Here is a 17,685-nt window from a genome sequence, read left to right on the forward strand (position 1 = left end):
TGAAAAGCACGGGGCGCAGCCCCGGCTTTTCAGGGGCGCGGGGAACTGCGCGAGAAGCCCCACCGGGCCCGCGCCCGACGACGAACCGTCAGTCCAAGTACCCCCTCAGCTGGTCCGCGAAGGCGTGGTCGCGGAGTTTGTTGAGGGTTTTGGACTCGATCTGCCTGATGCGTTCGCGGGTGACGCCGAAGATGCGGCCGATCTCCTCCAGCGTGCGGGGGCGGCCGTCGGCGAGGCCGTAGCGGAGTTGGACGACCTTGCGTTCGCGTTCGCCGAGGGTGGAGAGGACCGCTTCCAGGTGTTCGCGCAGCAGCAGGAACGCGGCCGACTCCACGGGGCTCGTCGCGTCGCCGTCCTCGATGAGGTCGCCGAGGGCCACGTCGTCCTCCTCGCCGACGGGGGCGTGGAGGGAGACCGGTTCCTGGGCGAGGCGGAGGACCTCGCTGACGCGTTCGGGGGCCAGGTCGAGGTGCGCGGCCACCTCGTCCGGCGTGGGCTCGTAGCCGCGTTCCTGGAGCATGCGGCGCTGGACGCGGACGACTCGGTTGATCAACTCGACGACGTGGACCGGGACGCGGATCGTGCGGGCCTGGTCGGCGAGCGCGCGGGACATGGCCTGGCGGATCCACCAGGTCGCGTAGGTGGAGAACTTGTAGCCGCGGGCGTAGTCGAATTTCTCGACGGCGCGGATGAGGCCCAGGTTTCCCTCCTGGACCAGGTCGAGCATGGTCAGGCCGCGGCCGACGTAACGCTTGGCCACGGACACCACCAGCCGCAGGTTCGCCTCGATGAGGCGGCGCTTGGCCATGCGGCCCATGACGACCAGCCGGTCGAGGTCCAGGGCGAGCCGGGTGTCGAGGTCGCGGGCGTTGCCGAGCCGCTCCTCGGCGAAGAGGCCGGCCTCGACGCGGCGGGCCAGTTCCACCTCCTCCACGGCCGTCAGCAGAGGGATGCGGCCGATCTCGCGCAGGTACTGGCGGAAGAGGTCGGAGGACGGGCCGCTGGTGTCCGGGCGGGTGCGCGGCAGTTGCACGGGCTCGGGGGGCTCGGCCGTCTCCGCGTCCACCACCGCGGCCGGCGGTTCGTCCAGCTCGGGCGGGCCGTCCGGGGCCCCCTCCGGGTGGTGCGCGGCGCGGCTCTGGGCGGGCACCGCGGTGATGACATCGGTCTCCGTGTCCGGCTCCGCGCCGTCGGTTCCGATGGTCGTACCGGCCGTACTGGTGTCGTTCTGTACGAGGGTCTGGGTCTGCACGGGGGCGACCTCCAGGAATGTCGCTGCCAGGGCGTACGGCAGCGGTACGTCTGGGATGGCGCGGGCGGCCTCTCCGCCGTCCATCCCGTACTCATCGAGCGGAACCGCGGGGATCTCGGACCCATGGGGGACGGGTCGGCCGCGCTCCGAGGACTCAGGCACCGGAACCCAGTGTGGAGTACGACACACAGCCGCTACGAGGGGCGTGCGGTGACTTTTTGCGTCCGGCCCGTGACCTCACGGTTACTGTGCCGTACGAGTGCGCCGCTGGGCTGGCCGTAAACAGCTTGAAGGCCGTACGGAGCGGGGTGGCTCCGGCGTGGATTGGCAAGTGCGCCGGGGACGTTCACCCCGGGGGCGCGCACCGGTCCGGTCCCGGAGCGCCTTCGCGCCCCGGGCTCAGAGCGCCTCCGCGCCCCGCTCCCGCAACGCCTGGTCGTACTGCTGCAGCACCCACAACTCGTTCTGTACGGCGGCCAGCTGGGCCGGGTCGCCCTGGGCGGCGGCCCGCGCCAGGCTGCCCTGGACATCGCGGACCCGGCGCTCGACGGCCCGGCGGCGCACGGTCACCAGTTGTGCGCCCGCGTACACGTCGTCGACCGTCTTGCGCATGATCGCCTCGACGGCCAGCTCGGTCACCATGGCCCGCACGGTGTCGTCCGGTGCCGCCTCACGGACCCGGATCAGATACTCCTGCGGGTCCTCGGCGCCGTACTCGACACCGCCCGCCTCGATGATCGCCTCGCGGACGGACGCGTACGGGGCGGCGGTGAACTCGTCGACCCCGTACGCGTCGAACGCGGGGGCCACCAACTCGGGGCGCTGGAGGGCGAGTTTGAGGAGTTCGCGTTCGGTGGCGTAGACCGGGTTGCGGAGGGTGAGGGCGGGGCCGGAGGGGGGCCGGGCGGTGGACTCGTACGGCTGGGCCTGGCGTTGGGCGGACGGGGCCGGGCCCTGGCCGCCCCGGTCGCGGGCCCAGCGGGCCAGCTGGGCGACGCGCTTGACGACGAACTGGGTGTCGAGGATGCCGAGCATGCCGGCGAGCTGCACGGCGACCTCGTGCTGCGCGCCGCTGTTCTTGATGCGGGCCACGATCGGCGCGGCCTCGTCGAGGGCGGCGGCCCGCCCTGCGGGGGTCTCCAGGTCGTAGCGGGCGACGATCTGGCGCAGCGCGAACTCGAAGAGCGGGGTGCGGGGTTCGGTCAGCTCGACCACCGCGTCGTCGCCCTTCGCCAGGCGCAGTTCGCAGGGGTCCATGCCGTCCGGGGCGATCGCGATGTAGGTCTCGGCGGCGAACTTCTGGTCGTCCTCGAAGGCGCGCAGGGCCGCCTTCTGGCCGGCCGCGTCGCCGTCGAAGGTGAAGATCACGCGGGCGCTGCCGTTGTCCATCAGCAGCCGGCGGAGGATCTTGATGTGCTCGCCGCCGAAGGCCGTACCGCAGGTGGCGATGGCCGTGGTGACCCCGGCGAGGTGGCAGGCCATGACGTCCGTGTAGCCCTCGACGACGACGGCCCGGCTGGCCTTGGCGATGTCCTTCTTGGCGAGGTCGATGCCGTACAGGACCTGGGACTTGCGGTAGATCGCCGTGTCGGGGGTGTTGAGGTACTTCGGGCCGGTGTCCGCCTCGTAGAGCTTGCGGGCGCCGAAGCCGACCACGTCGCCGCCGATGTCGCGGATGGGCCACATCAGGCGGCCCCGGAAGCGGTCGATGGGGTTGCGGCGGCTCTCCTGCGACAGCCCGGACAGGAGCAGTTCCTTGTCGGTGAAGCCCTTGCCGCGCAGGAAGCGGGTGAGGTGGTCCCAGCCCTGCGGGCTGTAGCCGACGCCGAAGTGGACGGCGGCGGCCTGGTCGAAGCCGCGCTCGGCGAGGAAGATCCGGCCGGTGTCGGCCTCGGGGCTGGTGGCCAGCTGCTCCGCGTACCACTCGGCGGCGATCTTGTGCGCCTCGACCAGGCGGATGCGCTCACCGCGCTGGTGGGAGGGGTTGTACCCGCCCTCCTCGTAGCGGAGGGTGATGCCCGCCTGGCCGGCGAGGCGCTCGACGGCCTCCGAGAAGGAGAGGTGGTCGACCTTCATCACGAACGTGATGGTGTCGCCGCCCTCCTGGCAGCCGAAGCAGTGGAAGAGTCCCTTGCTCGGGCTGACCTGGAACGACGGCGACTTCTCGTCGTGGAACGGGCAGAGTCCCTTGAGGTTCCCGCCGCCCGCGTTGCGCAGCTGGAGGTACTCGGACACCACGGCGTCGATCGGGACCGCGTCCCGAACCGCCTTCACGTCCTCGTCGTTGATCCGTCCTGCCACGCGGAGATTCTACGGTGGTCCACTGACAGCGATGGGGCACGGGCAGCGCCCCGAAGGGGGCGCGGGGAACTGCGCGACCGGCCCACGGCGGCCCGCAGTCGCCCCGCCACCGAACCCGGCGCCCCTAGGCGGTCAAGCTTTCCAACGGCACCTGAGGGTTCAGGAGCGCGTCCGTGTCGACCCGAACCCGGGACCGGATGAGCTGCTGGATCGGCTCGGTGACATCCCACACGTTGACGTTCATCCCGGCCAGCACCCGCCCCGCCTTCACCCAGAACGCGATGAACTCCCGCTTCCCCGCGTCGCCCCGGATCAGCACCTGGTCGTACGAGCCGGGCGGCGCCCACCCCGAGTACTCCATCCCCAGGTCGTACTGGTCGGAGAAGAAGTAGGGCACCCGGTCGTAGGTGACGTCCTTGCCGAGCATCGAGCGCGCGGCGGCCGGGCCGCCGTTGAGCGCGTTGGCCCAGTGCTCGACGCGGAGCCGGGTGTCGAAGAGGGCGTGCGGGAAGGAGACGACGTCACCGGCGGCGTAGATGGAGGGATCGGACGTGCGGAGCCCCGCGTCCACCAGGATGCCGCCGCCCTGGGACCGGTCGGCCACCTCCAGCCCCGCCGCTTCGGCCAGGCCCGTGCGCGGACCCGCGCCGATGGCCGCGAGGACGTCGTGCGCCGGGTGCTCCTCCCCCGTGTCCGTGCGGGCCGCGAGGACCATGCCGTCCTGGCCGACGATCTCGGTGAGCTTCGCGCCGAAGTGGAAGCGGACGCCGTGCTCGCGGTGCAACTCGGCGAAGAGGTTGCCCAGCTCGGGGCCGAGGACGCCGTGCAGCGGGGTCGGCTCGGGCTCGACGACGGTGACCTCCGCGCCGTACTCGCGGGCCGCCGCCGCCACCTCCAGGCCGATCCAGCCGGCGCCCGCGATGACCAGGTGGCCGTTGTCGCGGCCGAGCGCGGCGAGGACGCCCTTGAGGCGCTCGGCGTGGGCGAGGCGGCGCAAGTGGTGGACGCCCGCGAGGTCGGTGCCCGGGATGTCCAGGCGGCGGGGTTCGGCGCCGGTGGCGATCAGCAGCTTGTCGTAGTGGACGAGGGTGCCGTCGTCGCCGAAGCGGACGGTCTTCGCCGTACGGTCGATCGCGTCGACGGTCTGGCCGAGGTGCAGCTCGATGTCGTTGCGCGCGTACCAGGACGGTTCGTGGACGAAGACGCTGTCGCGCTCCTCCTTGCCGAGCAGATAGCCCTTGGAGAGCGGCGGGCGCTCGTAGGGGTGGTCCCGTTCGTCGCAGATCAGTATCACGCGGCCGGTGAAGCCCTCCGCTCGGAGCGTCTCGGCCGCCTTCGCGCCGGCGAGACCGCCTCCGACGATGACGAATGTCTGATCCGCGTCGACCACTTGATGCCTCCTCTTAAGGGTGCGTCCACATGCGAGCGTCCCGCACACAGCGTGATGCGGGAAGAGGTAGTGACCCGATCAGGCCACGCAGGGTCACGTGTCAGTCATATCCCGCACTTCCCGTATATCCCTGTCACATCCGTCCCGTCAGTTCCGTCCTGTCAGTCTCGCGTGCAGGGTGCGGGCGGAGGGGTCGGTGAGCGAGGCGATCTGGTCGACGATCACCCGCTTGCGGGCACGGTCGTCCGGTGCCGTGTCGAACTGCGCGCGGAACTGGGGTTCGAGGCCCTCCGGCGCGCGGGCGGTGAGCGCCTCGGCCAGTTCGGCGACGACGATCCGCTGGTCGGCGCGGAGCCGCTCCTGCTCGGCCCGCTGCATCACATAGCGGTCGGCGACGGCCTTGAGGACCGCGCACTCCAGCCGTGCCTCGCGCGGGACGACCAGTTCGGCGGCGTACCGGGTGAGGGGGCCGCTGCCGTACGCCTGCCGGGTGGCGCCCTCGGCGGCGAGGCAGAAGCGGCCGATGAGCTGGCTGGTGGCGTCCTTCAACCGGGCCTGGGCGACGGCCGTTCCGTCGTAGCCGTGCGGCCACCACTCCTGGTCGAGGAGACGGTCGAGGGCGCCCGCGAGTTCGGCGGGGTCGGTGTCTGCGGGCGCGTACCGGCCGCGGGCGACCTCGAACACCGCCTGGCGTTCGGGCTCCGCGTGCAGGCAGTTGGGGTCGATGTGGCCCGCGTGCAGGCCGTCCTCGACGTCGTGCACGGAGTACGCCACGTCGTCGGACCAGTCCATCACCTGGGCCTCGAAGGTGGTGCGGGTGCCGGGGGCGTCCTTGCGGACCCAGTCGAAGACCGCGCGGTCGTCGTCGTACACACCGAACTTGGGGGACGCGGGGTCGGCGGGGTGACCGCCGCGCGGCCAGGGGTACTTGGTGGCGGCGTCCAGGGCGGCGCGGGTGAGGTTGAGGCCGACGCTGATCAGGTCGCCGGACTCCGGGGACGGTACGAAGCGCTTGGGTTCGATGCGGGTGAGCAGGCGCAGGGACTGGGCGTTGCCCTCGAAGCCGCCGCAGTCCTCGGCGAACTCGTTCAGCGCCTGTTCGCCGTTGTGGCCGAACGGGGGGTGGCCGAGGTCGTGGGAGAGGCAGGCGGCCTCCACGAGGTCGGGGTCGCAGCCGAGGGCGGCGCCCAGCTCGCGGCCGACCTGGGCGCACTCCAGGGAGTGGGTCAGGCGGGTGCGGGGGCTGGCGTCCCAGGTGTGGGTCCGGGTGCCGGGGGTGACGACCTGGGTCTTGCCGGCGAGTCTGCGCAGGGCCGAGGAGTGGAGGACGCGGGCGCGGTCGCGTTGGAAGGCGGTGCGGCCGGGGCGTTTGTCGGGCTCGGGGGCGTAGCGCTCCGCGGAGGGCGGGTCGTAGGGGGGCGGGGTGTCGTGGGTGGCGGGGGTGGTGTGGGCGGGGGGTGTGGTGCCTTCCATGGTTCGACAGTACGGGGAGGGTGTGACAAAGGGGGGCCTACTCGTCTGCCGGGTGGGGTTGTTTGGCGGGTGCGGGTTGGTTTGTGGCTGGTCGCGCAGTTCCCCGCGCCCCTGAAGGGGCGCTCCTGTCGGCCGGGGGTTCTGCGGCCTCCTATGCCAATGCCAGCGCCGGCAGTGGCCTCGTGCTGGTCGTCAGGGACTCGTCGTAGCGGTGGAGGATCAGGTTCGCCATGGTCGGGTGGGCGCCCAACGGGGCCGACGCGATCCATGGGGCCGCCTGTGCGCACTCCGTGGCGAAGCGGCCGGGGGCCGTGAAGTAGGAGGCGAGGGCTATGCGGGGGCGGCCGGCGGTGGTGAGGGTGTGGACGGCTTCGGCGACCGTGGGGGTGGCGGCGGAGGCGTAGGCGGGGAGGACGGGGACGCCGAGGCGGTCGGCGAGCAGGCGGGCCGTGCGGCCGGTGTCCTCGGCGGCGTCGGGGTCGCGGGAGCCGGCGGCGGCCAGGACGACGGCGCTCGTGCGGCGGGTGGCGGCGTCCATGCGGGTGGGCCAGCCGGCCTCGACGAGACGGGTGTGCAGGGTCTCCACCAGGAGGGGGTGCGGGCCCAGGGGGGCGGCCAGGCGGGTGCGGGCCCCCGATGCGGCGGCCATCTCGGGGATGTCCTGCTTGACGTGGTAGCCGCGGCTGAGGAGGAGGGGGACGAGGACGGCTTCCCGGTCGCCGAGCGCGGCGAGGGTGTCGGGGAGCAGGGGCTCGTTCAGCTCGATGTGGCCGAGGTGCACGGAGAGGCCGGGGCGCTGTGCGCGGACGCGCTCCACGAGGGCGCGCACGGTCGCCAGGGCGCGCGGGTCGCGGCTGCCGTGCGCCACCAGGACGAGTGCCGGTGGGGTGCGGCGCCGGGTTCCGTCGCGGGAGACACGGCGGAGCTGGGTGGCCAGCTGGTCGGTGATCAGGTTCATGATGTGCGCCGTACTGTCGAGGTCCGCGTTCGACTGGTTCGTCGTCGCCGTCATGACTCGATGGTGCCGGGGGGAGGTTGCCTGGCCGTTGCGCGGTGGTCACGGGTCTTTTCCGGTAGTTCACCGTGCGGGGTGCGGCTGTGTGAACCCCTGTGACCTGGCGCTTCTCCTCGTTCGAGTGAAGATTGTCACGCCGGGCGGTGAACCGGAGCGATGCGGATGACGTCTTCGTTGGGCGGGATGACGGGTGCGGTCGGGCCTGTCGGAAACAAGCAGGACACATAGGACCGGTGGGGGCACCCCGCGGGTCCGACGGGACGGGGGGCGGGGCGGTGCGGGTCTTGCGGAGGGTGCGCGGTGCGCGGCTGCCGCGCGGGATACGGCTGCCGCGCGGGATGCGGCTGCCGCGTACGCGAACCGGGCGGCGGCGGGCCGTGCAGGCGGTGATGGTGCTGTGCGTGCTGGCGCTGCTGCCCTCGACGTGGATGTTCACGGCGGCCGGTGACCGGCTGCGGACCACGGCCGACGCGCCGCGCACCGAGGTCGCGGTGGTCTTCGGCGCGGGGCTGTGGCAGGGCGAGCCGTCGCCGTATCTCGCGCGGCGGCTGGACGCGGCGGCCGAGCTGTACCGGTCGGGCCGGATCAAGGTGGTGCTGGTGACCGGGGACAACAGCCGGGTGGAGTACGACGAGCCGGACGCGATGCGCGGCTATCTGACCGAGCACGGGGTGCCGGACGACCGCATCGTCAGTGACTACGCCGGGTTCGACACCTGGGACTCCTGCGTCCGCGCCAAGAAGATATTCGGGGTGGACCGCGCGGTGCTCATCAGCCAGGGCTTCCACATACGCCGGGCGGTCGCGCTGTGCCAGGAGGCGGGCGTCGAGTCGTACGGCGTCGGGGTGCAGGACCGGCACGACGGGACCTGGTACTACGGGGCGACCCGGGAGCTGTTCGCGGCGGGCAAGGCCTCGCTGGACGCGCTCTTCGAGCCGGACCCCCGCTTCCTCGGGCCGGAGGAAACGGGGGTCGAGACGGCGCTCGCGTCGGCGGGGTAGCGCGTCAGTGCTTGACGGTGCCCCAGGTGCCCTGGTCCACGGCGCAGCCCCACTTCTTGCCGTCCGTGGTCTTGCCGTAGACGGCGAACTTCACCTCGTAGAGGTCGGTGCGCAGCATGCGGGTGCTGACCTTGAACGCGGCGCTCTTGCCGGGCTTCAGGGTCTTGGCGGCGACCTTGACGATCTGGTTGGTCTTCTGGGTGATGCGGGCGCCCTTGGTCGTCACCGTGGCCTTGCCGAAGCGGAGGCTCTTGGTGTTGGTCACCTTGAGGCTGACGTCCTTGAACGTCACCTTCTTGCTGGAGTTCGTCAGCCCGAACCGGAGGCCGCCGTTGGTCACCCAGTTGTTCTGGTCGACGTAGAACTTCTTCAGGTAGGTGATCTTGATCGGGCAGCTCGCGGCGGCCTGCGTCGCGACGCTGGGCCGCGTGTCGGTGGACGCGGCGGACGCGGCACCGGCCAGGCCCAGCTGGGCGGCGGTGAGCGCCCCGGCGGCTCCGAGGACGGCGACGGTGGTGCGCATACGGTTCACGGTGGTGGTTCCTCTTCCCCCTACGGCCCTCGCACGGGCCACGTGACAGGACGTACGCCGCACGGGGATCACGGCACGACCCCCGTTGTCTGCGACGCCCGTAGTTCTTAGCACGCGGATGCCGAACAAGTGGACGGCAAGCGCTTGAACGGCCCCCTACGGTGACAGAACCGGGACACGGGAACCCCCTACGTTCACCGCGCTCCTCACGTCGGCCCCGGGCGCGCCGGGAGGTCCCCGTGCCGGTCGCGTAACGGGGAGCGTCCCGGCGCGTAACACGTCCGACGCACGCTGGGCGGTATGCCGAACTCCGCGACGCCCACCCACTGCCCGTACTGCGCCCTGCAGTGCGGAATGAACCTGACGCCCGGTGCGGACGGGTCCGACGGTGTCGTAGTGGTGACGGAACGCGCGGACTTCCCGGTCAACCGGGGAGCACTGTGCGGCAAGGGCCGTACGGCCCCGGCTGTGCTCTCGTCCCGGGTCAGGCTGACCAGTCCCTTGGTCAGAAGGGCGGGCAACCTGGAACCCGCCTCCTGGGACGAGGCACTCGACCGGATCGCCGAGGGTCTCACCCGCACGCGTACGGAACATGGTCCGGACGCGTGCGGAGTGTTCGGCGGCGGCGGGTTGACGAACGAGAAGGCGTACGCGCTCGGGAAGTTCGCGCGGGTGGTGCTCGGCACCTCGCAGATCGACTACAACGGCCGTTTCTGCATGTCCTCGGCGGCCGCCGCCGGGATGAAGGCGTTCGGGCTGGACCGGGGGCTGCCGTTCCCGCTGGAGGACATCCCGCGGACGGGGTGTGTGATCCTCGTCGGCTCCAATCTCGCGGAGACCATGCCGCCGGCGCTGCGGTATCTGACGGAACTGCGCGAGAACGGCGGCACGTTGATCGTCATCGATCCGCGCCGCACCCGTACGGCCGAGCAGGCCGATCTGCATCTGGCGCCGCGCCCCGGCACCGATCTCGCCCTGGCCCTCGGGCTGTTGCATCTGATCGTGGCGGAGGGGCGGACGGACGAGGAGTACATCCGGGAGCGGACCGTCGGGTGGGAGGAGGCGCGGGCCGCGGCGATGGCGCACTGGCCGGAGTACGTGGAGCGGATCACGGGGGTGTCCGTTCCCGAACTGCGGGAGGCGGTACGGCTGTTCTGCGCGCCGGAGCACGCGATGGTGCTCACCGCGCGCGGGCCCGAGCAGCAGTCCAAGGGTACGGACACGGTCGGCGCGTGGATCAACCTCACGTTGGCGACGGGCCGGGCCGGGCGGCCGCTGTCCGGGTACGGCTGTCTCACCGGGCAGGGCAACGGGCAGGGCGGGCGCGAACACGGGCAGAAGGCCGACCAGTTGCCCGGGTACCGCAAGCTGGTCGACCCCGAGGCGCGGCGGCATGTCGCCGAGGTGTGGGGCGTCGACCCGGACTCGCTGCCGGGGCCCGGGCGGAGCGCGTACGAGCTGCTGGACGCGCTGGGTACGGACATCAGGTCGCTGCTGTTGATGGGGTCCAACCCGGTGGTGTCGGCGCCGCGCGCCGCGCACATCGAGGACCGGATCAAGTCGCTGGACTTCCTCGCGGTCTGCGATGTCGTGCTGTCGGAGACGGCGGCGCTGGCGGATGTGGTGCTGCCGGTGACGCAGTGGGCGGAGGAGACCGGCACGACGACCAACCTGGAGGGGCGGGTGCTGCTGCGGCGGCAGGCGATCACCCCGCCGGACGGGGTCCGCAGCGACCTGGAGGTCATGCACGAGCTGGCCGACCGGCTGGGCGTCGAGAAGGGCTTCCCGACCGATCCCGAGGAGGTCTTCGAGGAGCTGCGCCGAGCGAGCGCGGGCGGGCCCGCCGACTACTCGGGGATCACCTACCGCCGCCTCGCGGAGGAGAACGGGGTGTTCTGGCCTTGCCCGACGGTGGCGGACGGGGTGGGGGCCGACGGGGTGGGGGGCGTTGAGGCTGCTGGGGTGGGGGCCGTGGTCGCCGCCGGGGTCAGTGCCGATGCCGCTGCCGGGGCCGCTGCCGCTGCGGGGGTGGAGGCCTCTGCCGCTGCGGGGGTCGAGGCCTCTGTGCACGCCGGCTCGCAGCCCGTCGTGACCGTCGGCACGCGATCCGCCCGCGCGCGATCCGCCGAGGTCGTCGACGCTCGCGCCCGGTCGGGCGCCGAGGCGGACGCCCTCCGGTCCGGCGAGGTGCGGACGGTTCCGGGCGCCGGAACGCGTGCCTCCACCGCCGCCGACGCGGGCACCCTTAGGCCCCGCGAGGCGCACGCCACCGCTGCTGCCGACGTGCACCCCGGTACGCCTCGGCTCTTCCTCGACCGGTTCGCCACCGAGGACGGGCGGGCGCGGTTCGTGCCGGTGTCGCATCGGGCGGCCGCGGAGGAGCCGGATGCCGAGTATCCCGTGCTGTTGACCACCGGGCGGGTGGTCGCGCAGTACCAGTCGGGGGCCCAGACCCGGCGGGTCGACGAGCTGAACGCCGCCGCGCCCGGGCCCTTCGTGGAGCTGCACCCCCGGCTGGCCGAGCGGCTCGGCGCGGCGGAGGGCGACCCGCTGGCCGTGGTCTCCCGGCGGGGCCGGGCCGTGGCCCCCGCCCGCATCACGACCGGCATCCGCCCCGACACGGTCTTCATGCCGTTCCACTGGCCGGGCGAGGGCCGCGCCAACACCCTCACCAACCCCGCCCTCGACCCCACCTCCCGCATGCCGGAGTTCAAGACGTGCGCGGTGCGGGTGGAGGCGGTGCGGGAGTAGGGGCCGGGGAGGGCGGAGGCAGGGGGGCGGGGCCGTGGAGTCAGAGGACGGTCGATACGGTCGTCGCGTCCTCCGTGTACTTCGTCATCTCCTCCGGGGTGAAGTCCCGCGTTTCCGGGAAGCCCAGGCCGACGACGGCGACGAGGTGGGTGTCGTCGCCCGGGGCGAAGACGGGAAGGGTGAGCGAGCCCTTGGCGCCGGCGGCCCGGCCCGCGCGGACGGCGACGCCGGTCGTGTCGGTCTGGAAGTCGGAGATGGCGACCGCCTCCCGGCGCTGCGCGGCCGTCCCCGCCATGCCCTTGCCGATCGGGATGACGGCGGTGCCGTTGCGCACCGACACCGGCAGGTTGTACGAGGCGACGAGGACGATCTCGCCCTCCTCGGCCGGCTCGGAGAGATGGACGGAGCCGGCGAAACCGCCGTTCCGTTCCACGAACTCCGCGAGCCACACGTCGACTTCGGGGCGGGCGTTCTTCAGGACGGTCTCGTTGAGGGCGACGGCGTTCATGGGGGGCTCCTCGTGCTCACAGCTCGGGCTGCGCTGTCGTGAACAGCATCGATACCCCACTCGCTTGAACATTCATGCTTTCTGATACGTGGATCCCGTGTGGTTATGCCGACGTTTCACCGAGGATGGGGACAGCGGACGCACAGCTCGCCGTGAACACTTGGGAGCACAGCAGACCCGGGGGGATCGCATGCCGCAGCACGACACTCACCAGTGGACCGACTCGTTCCCATGGAGCCTCGCGTACCGCTGGGGTCACTCCGCCCTCACCGCCGACTTCGACCTGAGCGGTGACACTCCCGCGCTGCTGCGCGTCCGCCGCCCCGGCGAACCGGAACCGGGCCCCGAGGAGAGCAAGACCGACGCTCCCCTGCCCCTGGTCGACCTGGTTCTCCTCGGCGAGGGCACCGGCTGGGCGAGACCGCGCTTCACCGGCACGGCGATCGGCCGCCGGCTCGTCTACCGGGCACACCACTCCGCCTACGACGGCAGCGCGCCCGGCTCCGCGTCAGGCCCCGCGTTCGGCTCCGCGTCCGGTCCCGCGATCGGCTCCGCGTCCGGTCCCGTCGGCAGTCCGGGCTGGCATCGGCTGACCTTCGAACTCCACGATCCGGCAACGGGGTTGACCGCCTTCGTCGAGTACGCCTCACCGGACGGCATTCCCGTGCTGCGCTCCCGGGTCCGGCTGCGCAACGACGGCACCGGGGCGCTCACCGTGCGCTCGGTCGGCAGTCTGCTCCTCGGCGGGCTGCCCTCCCCCGACGAGCTGTCCGTCCTCCGGGCGCGCAACGACTGGCTCGCGGAGTGCCGTTGGTACTCCGAGCCGCTGCGGGACTCCGTCCCCGACATCAACCACGAGGTGCACGGCGGTACCGGGCACGCGGCGGTTCGCCTTGCCGGGCGCGGCAGTTGGCCCACCGACGGGCATCTCGCGATGGGCGCGCTCCAGCACCGTGACGACGGGCGCGGCTGGCTGTGGCAGATCGAGTCGGCGTCCAGCTGGGTCTGGGAGGCCGGCGAGTCGGCGGGCCGGACGTATCTGGCGCTCGGCGGTCCGACCCACGACGAGCACCAGTGGCGTGAAGTCCTGGCGCCGGGGGCCGAGTTCACCACCGAGTGGGCCGCCCTCGCCCTCGGCACCGGCTTCGACGGCGCCCTGGCCGCGCTCACCGCCTACCGCCGCGTGGTCCGCCGCCCGCACCCGGACCACACCCGACTCCCGGTGATCTTCAACGACTACATGAACACCCTGATGGGCGACCCGACCACCGAGAAACTGCTGCCCCTGATCGACGCGGCGGCGGAGGTGGGCGCGGAGTACTTCTGCGTGGACGCGGGCTGGTACGACGACGGGGAGGGCCCGGGAGGCGGGGAGAGTGCCGCTGCCGGAGAGTTCGGGGGCGTCGTCGAGAACGGCGACTCACCCGGCGGCTGGTGGGACAGCGTCGGCACCTGGCTCCCGTCGAAGCGCCGCTTTCCCACCGGCGAGCCGCGCGTCGGATCCGACGGCGGGTCCGACGGGGAGGCCCCTGGCGACACCGAGGACGGGGCCCGCAGTGCGCGCGACGGGGCCGGTCGTGAGCGCGGGGACCTCGCCGGCGGCCAGAGCGGTCGTGAGCGTGGGGGCCAGGCCGGTCGTGAGCGTGGGGGCCGGCCCGGCGACCACCGCGGCAGCCACGCCGGTCGTGACCCCGGTGGCCGGCCCCGTCGTGAGGCTGGCGACCACCCCGGTGGCCAGCCCGGTCGTGAACCCGGCGACCAGGCCGGTCGTGACCCCGGCGACCAGCCCGATCATGAGCCCGGTGGCCAGTGCGGTCGTGAACCCGGCAACCACCCCGGCAGCCACGCCAGTCGTGACCCCGGTGGCCGGTCCTGTCGTGAGGCTGGCGACCAGCCTGATCGTGAGCGCGGGGGCCAGCGCGGTCGTGAGCGCGGCAGCCATGCCAGCAAACAGCCCGGCCGCGAGCGTGGCGAGCAACCCGGCGACCACCCCGGTCGTGAACCCGGTTTCGGGTCCGGTGGTGGGTCCCGGGTTGGGGTTCAGGTCGTTTTCGATCGGATTCGGGAGCGGGGGATGGTGCCGGGGTTGTGGTTGGAGCCGGAGGTGGTCGGGGTGCGTAGTGTGCTCGCCGAGGTGTTGCCCGTGGAGGCGTTCCTTCGGCACGAGGACGGCACTCGGGTGACCGAGCAGGGCCGTCACCAGCTGGACCTGACCCATCCGGCGGCCCGCGCCCACCTCGATGGCACGGTCGACCGGATCGTGGGCGAGTGGGGCGTGGGCTACCTCAAGCTCGACTACAACATCACCACCGCCGCCCCGGCCCATCTCGCCCACTCCCGGGCCTGGCTCGACTGGCTCTCCTCGGTGCTGGACCGCCACCCCGGCCTCGTCGTCGAGAACTGCGCCTCCGGCGGTATGCGCATGGACGGCGCCTCCCTGGCCGTGGCCCAGCTCCAGTCCACCAGCGACCAGCAGGACCCCCTCCGCTACCCCCCGATCGCCGCCTCCGCCCCCACCGCCGTACCCCCGGAACAAGGCGCCGTCTGGGCCTACCCCCAGCCCGAGTACGACGACGACCTGATCACCCTCACCCTCGGCGCCGCGCTTCTCGGCCGTATCCATCTCTCCGGCCATCTGGATCGCATGACGTCTCGTCAACTCGGCTTGGTGCGAGATGCCTTGACGACCTACAAGTCCATCCGCTCCGACCTGCGCTCCGCGCTGCCCTTCTGGCCGCTGGGCCTGCCGGGCTGGACGGACGACTGGATCGCGCTGGGGCTGAGACCGCCGGTCGCGGGTACGGCCCCGGTGTACGTGACGGTCTGGCGGCGCGGCGGGCCCGGCGAACGGTCCCTCCCCCTGCCCGGCGCCGGCCTGGGCGACGTACGGGTGGACGTGCTGCATCCGAGGGCGACGACGGGGGCGGCCGAGTGGGACGGTGCGGGGCTCCGGGTGAGACTGCCCGAGGCCCCGGCGGTCCTGCTGCTGCGGCTGGCCTGGGCGGGACCGGCCCCGTCCTTCACGCCGCCCCCGGCGTAGACCATGACGTCGATGTGGGTTCGGAGTCGGAGTCCGAGTCCGAGTCCGAGGAGCAGGACGTGATGCCCCGCCACCCCGGGCGGTCCGCGCACCCCGGGCGGCTCAGCCGCGTGTGTGCCAGTCGCCGCCCTCGATCAGCTTGCCCCTGGTGCGCAGCCCGGCGGCGACGGCCGGGGCGGCGATGTAGACCCAGGCCCGTACGGCCGTGCCGTCGGCGAGGGTCGCCTCGCGGGCCACGCGCTCGTAGAGGTTGGCGGGGTCGCCCGGGGCGTACTCCTCCAACTCGTCGAGCGTGCGCAGGAGTTCGGCGTAGGACTCCGGCCGCGCGGTGACCACCTCGCCACTCACCCAGCCCTCACCCCCGCCGGTCTCCTCCACCGCGTACGGGTACCCGGGGCCGTCGTACAGCGTCATGCCGCGCATCCGGGCCGGCTCCTCGGCGCTGGTGCGGCCGCGCAGGAAGAGGTCGTGGTTGGGCTCGCCGGGGCGGAGGGTGCCGTAGACGAAGAAGGGAAGCACCGTTCTCCTCTCCCGAGCCTGCCGGGCGCGACCGGTGTCCAGAGTAGGTGAGGCCGAGGCACACGGTCGCCGCGTCGGCCTCGATGCGCTCCCGCTCGCCGGCCCTCCGACCTGCGGAATCGGGGCTCTTCGCAGAAACGGTTCGCACCCCTCACACATCTCCCCATCGGCTCCCTGGACGCCTACCTGTCATGCCCACTTAAATCGGACGACATCCGTGGCCGGGCCACCGGCCGGCCACCGTCCCTGGGAGACAGATGAGCCGCATACGGCCGCTCCGACGCCCGCATCCCGCCACCACCGGCACCGCCGTCGCGGCCGCCGCGCTGCTGGCGGCGACGCTCACCCCCACCGCGGGGGCCGCCGACCGCCCGACCCGGAACACCGCGATCGCCGACGCCGCCGACGTCCTGCGGGACCGCGCCACGGCTCTGGGGCTCACCGCCGCGCAGGGCACCACCGTACGGGACGTGATCGTGGACGCGGACGGCGCGCGGCACGTCCGCTACGACCGGACGTACCGCGAACTCCCGGTGCTGGGCGGGGACTTCGTCGTCCATCTCGGTCCCGGCGGCGAGTACCGGAGCGTCGACCGGGCGACGGCCCGGGACATCACCGTCCCCACCGTCTCGCCGGCCGTGAAGGCGCCCAGGGCCGCCGATCTCGCCGCGGCGGCGCTGCGTGCCGCGAACGTCGGCGAGACGCTCCGCAGGCTGACGTCCAAGCCACGGCTGGTCGTCGACGCCCTGCACGGCGCCCCGAAGCTGGCCTGGCGGACGGACGCGCTGGCCCAGGACGAGGCGGGCAACCCGGTCGCCCGTACCGTCGTCACGGACGCCGGCACGGGCAGGCAGATCGACGCCTGGGACGCGCTGGAGACCGCGACCGGCGACGGCGAGTCCCTCTACGGCGGCACGGTCCCCCTGGAGACCACCGTCTCCGGGTCGACGTACCAGCTCAAGGACCCGACCCGCGGCGGCACGTACACCGGTGACGCGGCGAACCAGACCGACCTCTGCCTCCTCGGCATCTGCGTCCGGCGGGCCCCCGCGACGCTCTTCACGGACGCCGACAACCACTGGGGGACGGGTGCGGGCACGGACCGCGCCACCGCCGCCGTCGACGCGCAGTACGGCACCGACACCACCTGGGACTACTACAAGAACGTCCACGGCCGGAACGGCATCGCGAACGACGGCCGCGGCTCGTACAACCGCGTCCACTACGGCAACGCCTACAACAACGCCTTCTGGGACGACAGTTGCTTCTGCATGACGTACGGCGACGGTGACGGGAACCTGCTCGGCCCGCTCGTCTCGCTGGACGTGGCCGGTCATGAGATGAGCCACGGCGTGACCTCCGCGACGGCCGATCTGACGTACTCGGGCGAGCCGGGCGGGCTGAACGAGGCCACGTCGGACATCTTCGGCACCCTGGTCGAGTTCTACGCCGACAACGCCTCCGACCCCGGTGACTGGCTCGTCGGCGAGAAGGTCGTCCGCCCGGGTCTCGGCGAACCGGCGCTCCGGTTCATGGACCGGCCCAGCAAGGACGGCTCCTCGGCGGACTGCTGGAGTTCCTCGGTCGGCGAGTTGGACGTCCACTACTCCTCGGGCGTCGCCAATCACTTCGCGTACCTCCTCGCGGAGGGCAGCGGCACGAAGACCATCGGCGGTGTCGAGCACTCCGGCACCACGTGCGACGGCTCCACGCTGACCGGCATCGGCAAGGACAAGCTGGGCGCCCTCTGGTACCGCGCCCTGACCGTCTACATGACCTCGTCCACGAACTACGCGGGCGCCCGCACGGCGACCCTGAACGCGGCGCGGGATCTGTACGGGGCGGGCAGCACGGAGTACGACGCGGTGGCGGCGACGTGGAGTGCGGTGTCCGTCGTCTGACC

12 protein-coding genes are annotated in these 17,685 nt (G+C 72.4%); 4 read left to right on the plus strand and 8 right to left on the minus strand.

What is annotated here, in order from left to right; all coding sequences use genetic code 11:
* Positions 1 to 88: 88 nt before the first annotated feature.
* The 5 genes from ACZ7MG_RS16220 to ACZ7MG_RS16240 all read right to left on the minus strand — a co-directional run bounded on the left by ACZ7MG_RS16220 (position 89) and on the right by ACZ7MG_RS16240 (position 7,428).
* Positions 89 to 1,414: an RNA polymerase sigma factor gene (locus tag ACZ7MG_RS16220; RefSeq protein ID WP_471380122.1), complete on the minus strand. Its 1,326-nt coding sequence runs from the start codon at positions 1,412 to 1,414 to the stop codon at positions 89 to 91.
* Positions 1,415 to 1,651: 237 nt separating this feature from the next.
* Positions 1,652 to 3,553 carry a DNA primase gene (gene dnaG / locus ACZ7MG_RS16225; protein WP_471380120.1) on the minus strand — a complete coding sequence of 634 codons (1,902 nt, stop codon included), beginning with the start codon at positions 3,551 to 3,553 and terminating at the stop codon, positions 1,652 to 1,654.
* 124 nt (positions 3,554 to 3,677) lie between these two features.
* Positions 3,678 to 4,943 (minus strand): NAD(P)/FAD-dependent oxidoreductase, encoded by a 1,266-nt coding sequence (locus ACZ7MG_RS16230; protein WP_471380118.1) that lies wholly within the window; start codon positions 4,941 to 4,943, stop codon positions 3,678 to 3,680.
* 147 nt (positions 4,944 to 5,090) lie between these two features.
* A complete protein-coding gene (locus ACZ7MG_RS16235; protein ID WP_471380116.1) occupies positions 5,091 to 6,416 on the minus strand; it encodes a deoxyguanosinetriphosphate triphosphohydrolase in 1,326 nt (441 codons plus the stop codon).
* A gap of 151 nt (positions 6,417 to 6,567) precedes the next feature.
* Positions 6,568 to 7,428 (minus strand): sirohydrochlorin chelatase, encoded by an 861-nt coding sequence (locus tag ACZ7MG_RS16240; RefSeq protein ID WP_471380115.1) that lies wholly within the window; start codon positions 7,426 to 7,428, stop codon positions 6,568 to 6,570.
* A 341-nt stretch (positions 7,429 to 7,769) separates the two neighbouring features.
* Here ACZ7MG_RS16240 and ACZ7MG_RS16245 point away from each other — a divergent pair, with 341 nt between their 5' ends.
* Positions 7,770 to 8,432 (plus strand): SanA/YdcF family protein, encoded by a 663-nt coding sequence (locus ACZ7MG_RS16245; RefSeq protein ID WP_471380557.1) that lies wholly within the window; start codon positions 7,770 to 7,772, stop codon positions 8,430 to 8,432.
* A gap of 4 nt (positions 8,433 to 8,436) precedes the next feature.
* Here the strand turns inward: ACZ7MG_RS16245 and ACZ7MG_RS16250 are convergent, their stop codons facing one another.
* Positions 8,437 to 8,964, minus strand: coding sequence for a hypothetical protein (locus ACZ7MG_RS16250; RefSeq protein WP_471380113.1), 528 nt, complete (start codon positions 8,962 to 8,964; stop codon positions 8,437 to 8,439).
* A 300-nt stretch (positions 8,965 to 9,264) separates the two neighbouring features.
* Between ACZ7MG_RS16250 and ACZ7MG_RS16255 the strand changes: the two genes are divergently transcribed.
* Positions 9,265 to 11,715: a molybdopterin oxidoreductase family protein gene (locus ACZ7MG_RS16255; protein ID WP_471380112.1), complete on the plus strand. Its 2,451-nt coding sequence runs from the start codon at positions 9,265 to 9,267 to the stop codon at positions 11,713 to 11,715.
* Between the two features lie 40 nt (positions 11,716 to 11,755).
* Here the strand turns inward: ACZ7MG_RS16255 and ACZ7MG_RS16260 are convergent, their stop codons facing one another.
* Positions 11,756 to 12,223: a GAF domain-containing protein gene (locus ACZ7MG_RS16260; RefSeq protein ID WP_471380110.1), complete on the minus strand. Its 468-nt coding sequence runs from the start codon at positions 12,221 to 12,223 to the stop codon at positions 11,756 to 11,758.
* 190 nt (positions 12,224 to 12,413) lie between these two features.
* Between ACZ7MG_RS16260 and ACZ7MG_RS16265 the strand changes: the two genes are divergently transcribed.
* The gene (locus ACZ7MG_RS16265) at positions 12,414 to 15,263 is read left to right on the plus strand and encodes an alpha-galactosidase (RefSeq protein ID WP_471380109.1); all 2,850 of its coding nucleotides are present in this window, start codon (positions 12,414 to 12,416) and stop codon (positions 15,261 to 15,263) included.
* Positions 15,264 to 15,365: 102 nt separating this feature from the next.
* Here ACZ7MG_RS16265 and ACZ7MG_RS16270 read toward each other — a convergent pair whose 3' ends face one another.
* Entirely contained in the window at positions 15,366 to 15,782 is a 417-nt protein-coding gene (locus ACZ7MG_RS16270; protein ID WP_471380108.1) for a gamma-glutamylcyclotransferase family protein, read from the minus strand.
* A 257-nt stretch (positions 15,783 to 16,039) separates the two neighbouring features.
* On the opposite strand from ACZ7MG_RS16270, the gene ACZ7MG_RS16275 reads away from it, so the two are divergent.
* A complete protein-coding gene (locus tag ACZ7MG_RS16275) occupies positions 16,040 to 17,683 on the plus strand; it encodes a M4 family metallopeptidase (protein ID WP_471380107.1) in 1,644 nt (547 codons plus the stop codon).
* Positions 17,684 to 17,685: the final 2 nt, after the last annotated feature.

The organism is Streptomyces sp. NPDC107538 (assembly GCF_055657445.1).

Coding starts and splice junctions, on each gene's coding strand:
- ACZ7MG_RS16240 (WP_471380115.1), bottom strand. CDS start 7,428: ATGACGGCGACGACGAACCAGTCGAACGCGGACCTCGACAGTACGGCG.
- ACZ7MG_RS16260 (WP_471380110.1), bottom strand. CDS start 12,223: ATGAACGCCGTCGCCCTCAACGAGACCGTCCTGAAGAACGCCCGCCCC.
- ACZ7MG_RS16265 (WP_471380109.1), top strand. CDS start 12,414: ATGCCGCAGCACGACACTCACCAGTGGACCGACTCGTTCCCATGGAGC.
- ACZ7MG_RS16255 (WP_471380112.1), top strand. CDS start 9,265: ATGCCGAACTCCGCGACGCCCACCCACTGCCCGTACTGCGCCCTGCAG.
- ACZ7MG_RS16245 (WP_471380557.1), top strand. CDS start 7,770: ATGCGGCTGCCGCGTACGCGAACCGGGCGGCGGCGGGCCGTGCAGGCG.
- ACZ7MG_RS16275 (WP_471380107.1), top strand. CDS start 16,040: ATGAGCCGCATACGGCCGCTCCGACGCCCGCATCCCGCCACCACCGGC.
- ACZ7MG_RS16235 (WP_471380116.1), bottom strand. CDS start 6,416: ATGGAAGGCACCACACCCCCCGCCCACACCACCCCCGCCACCCACGAC.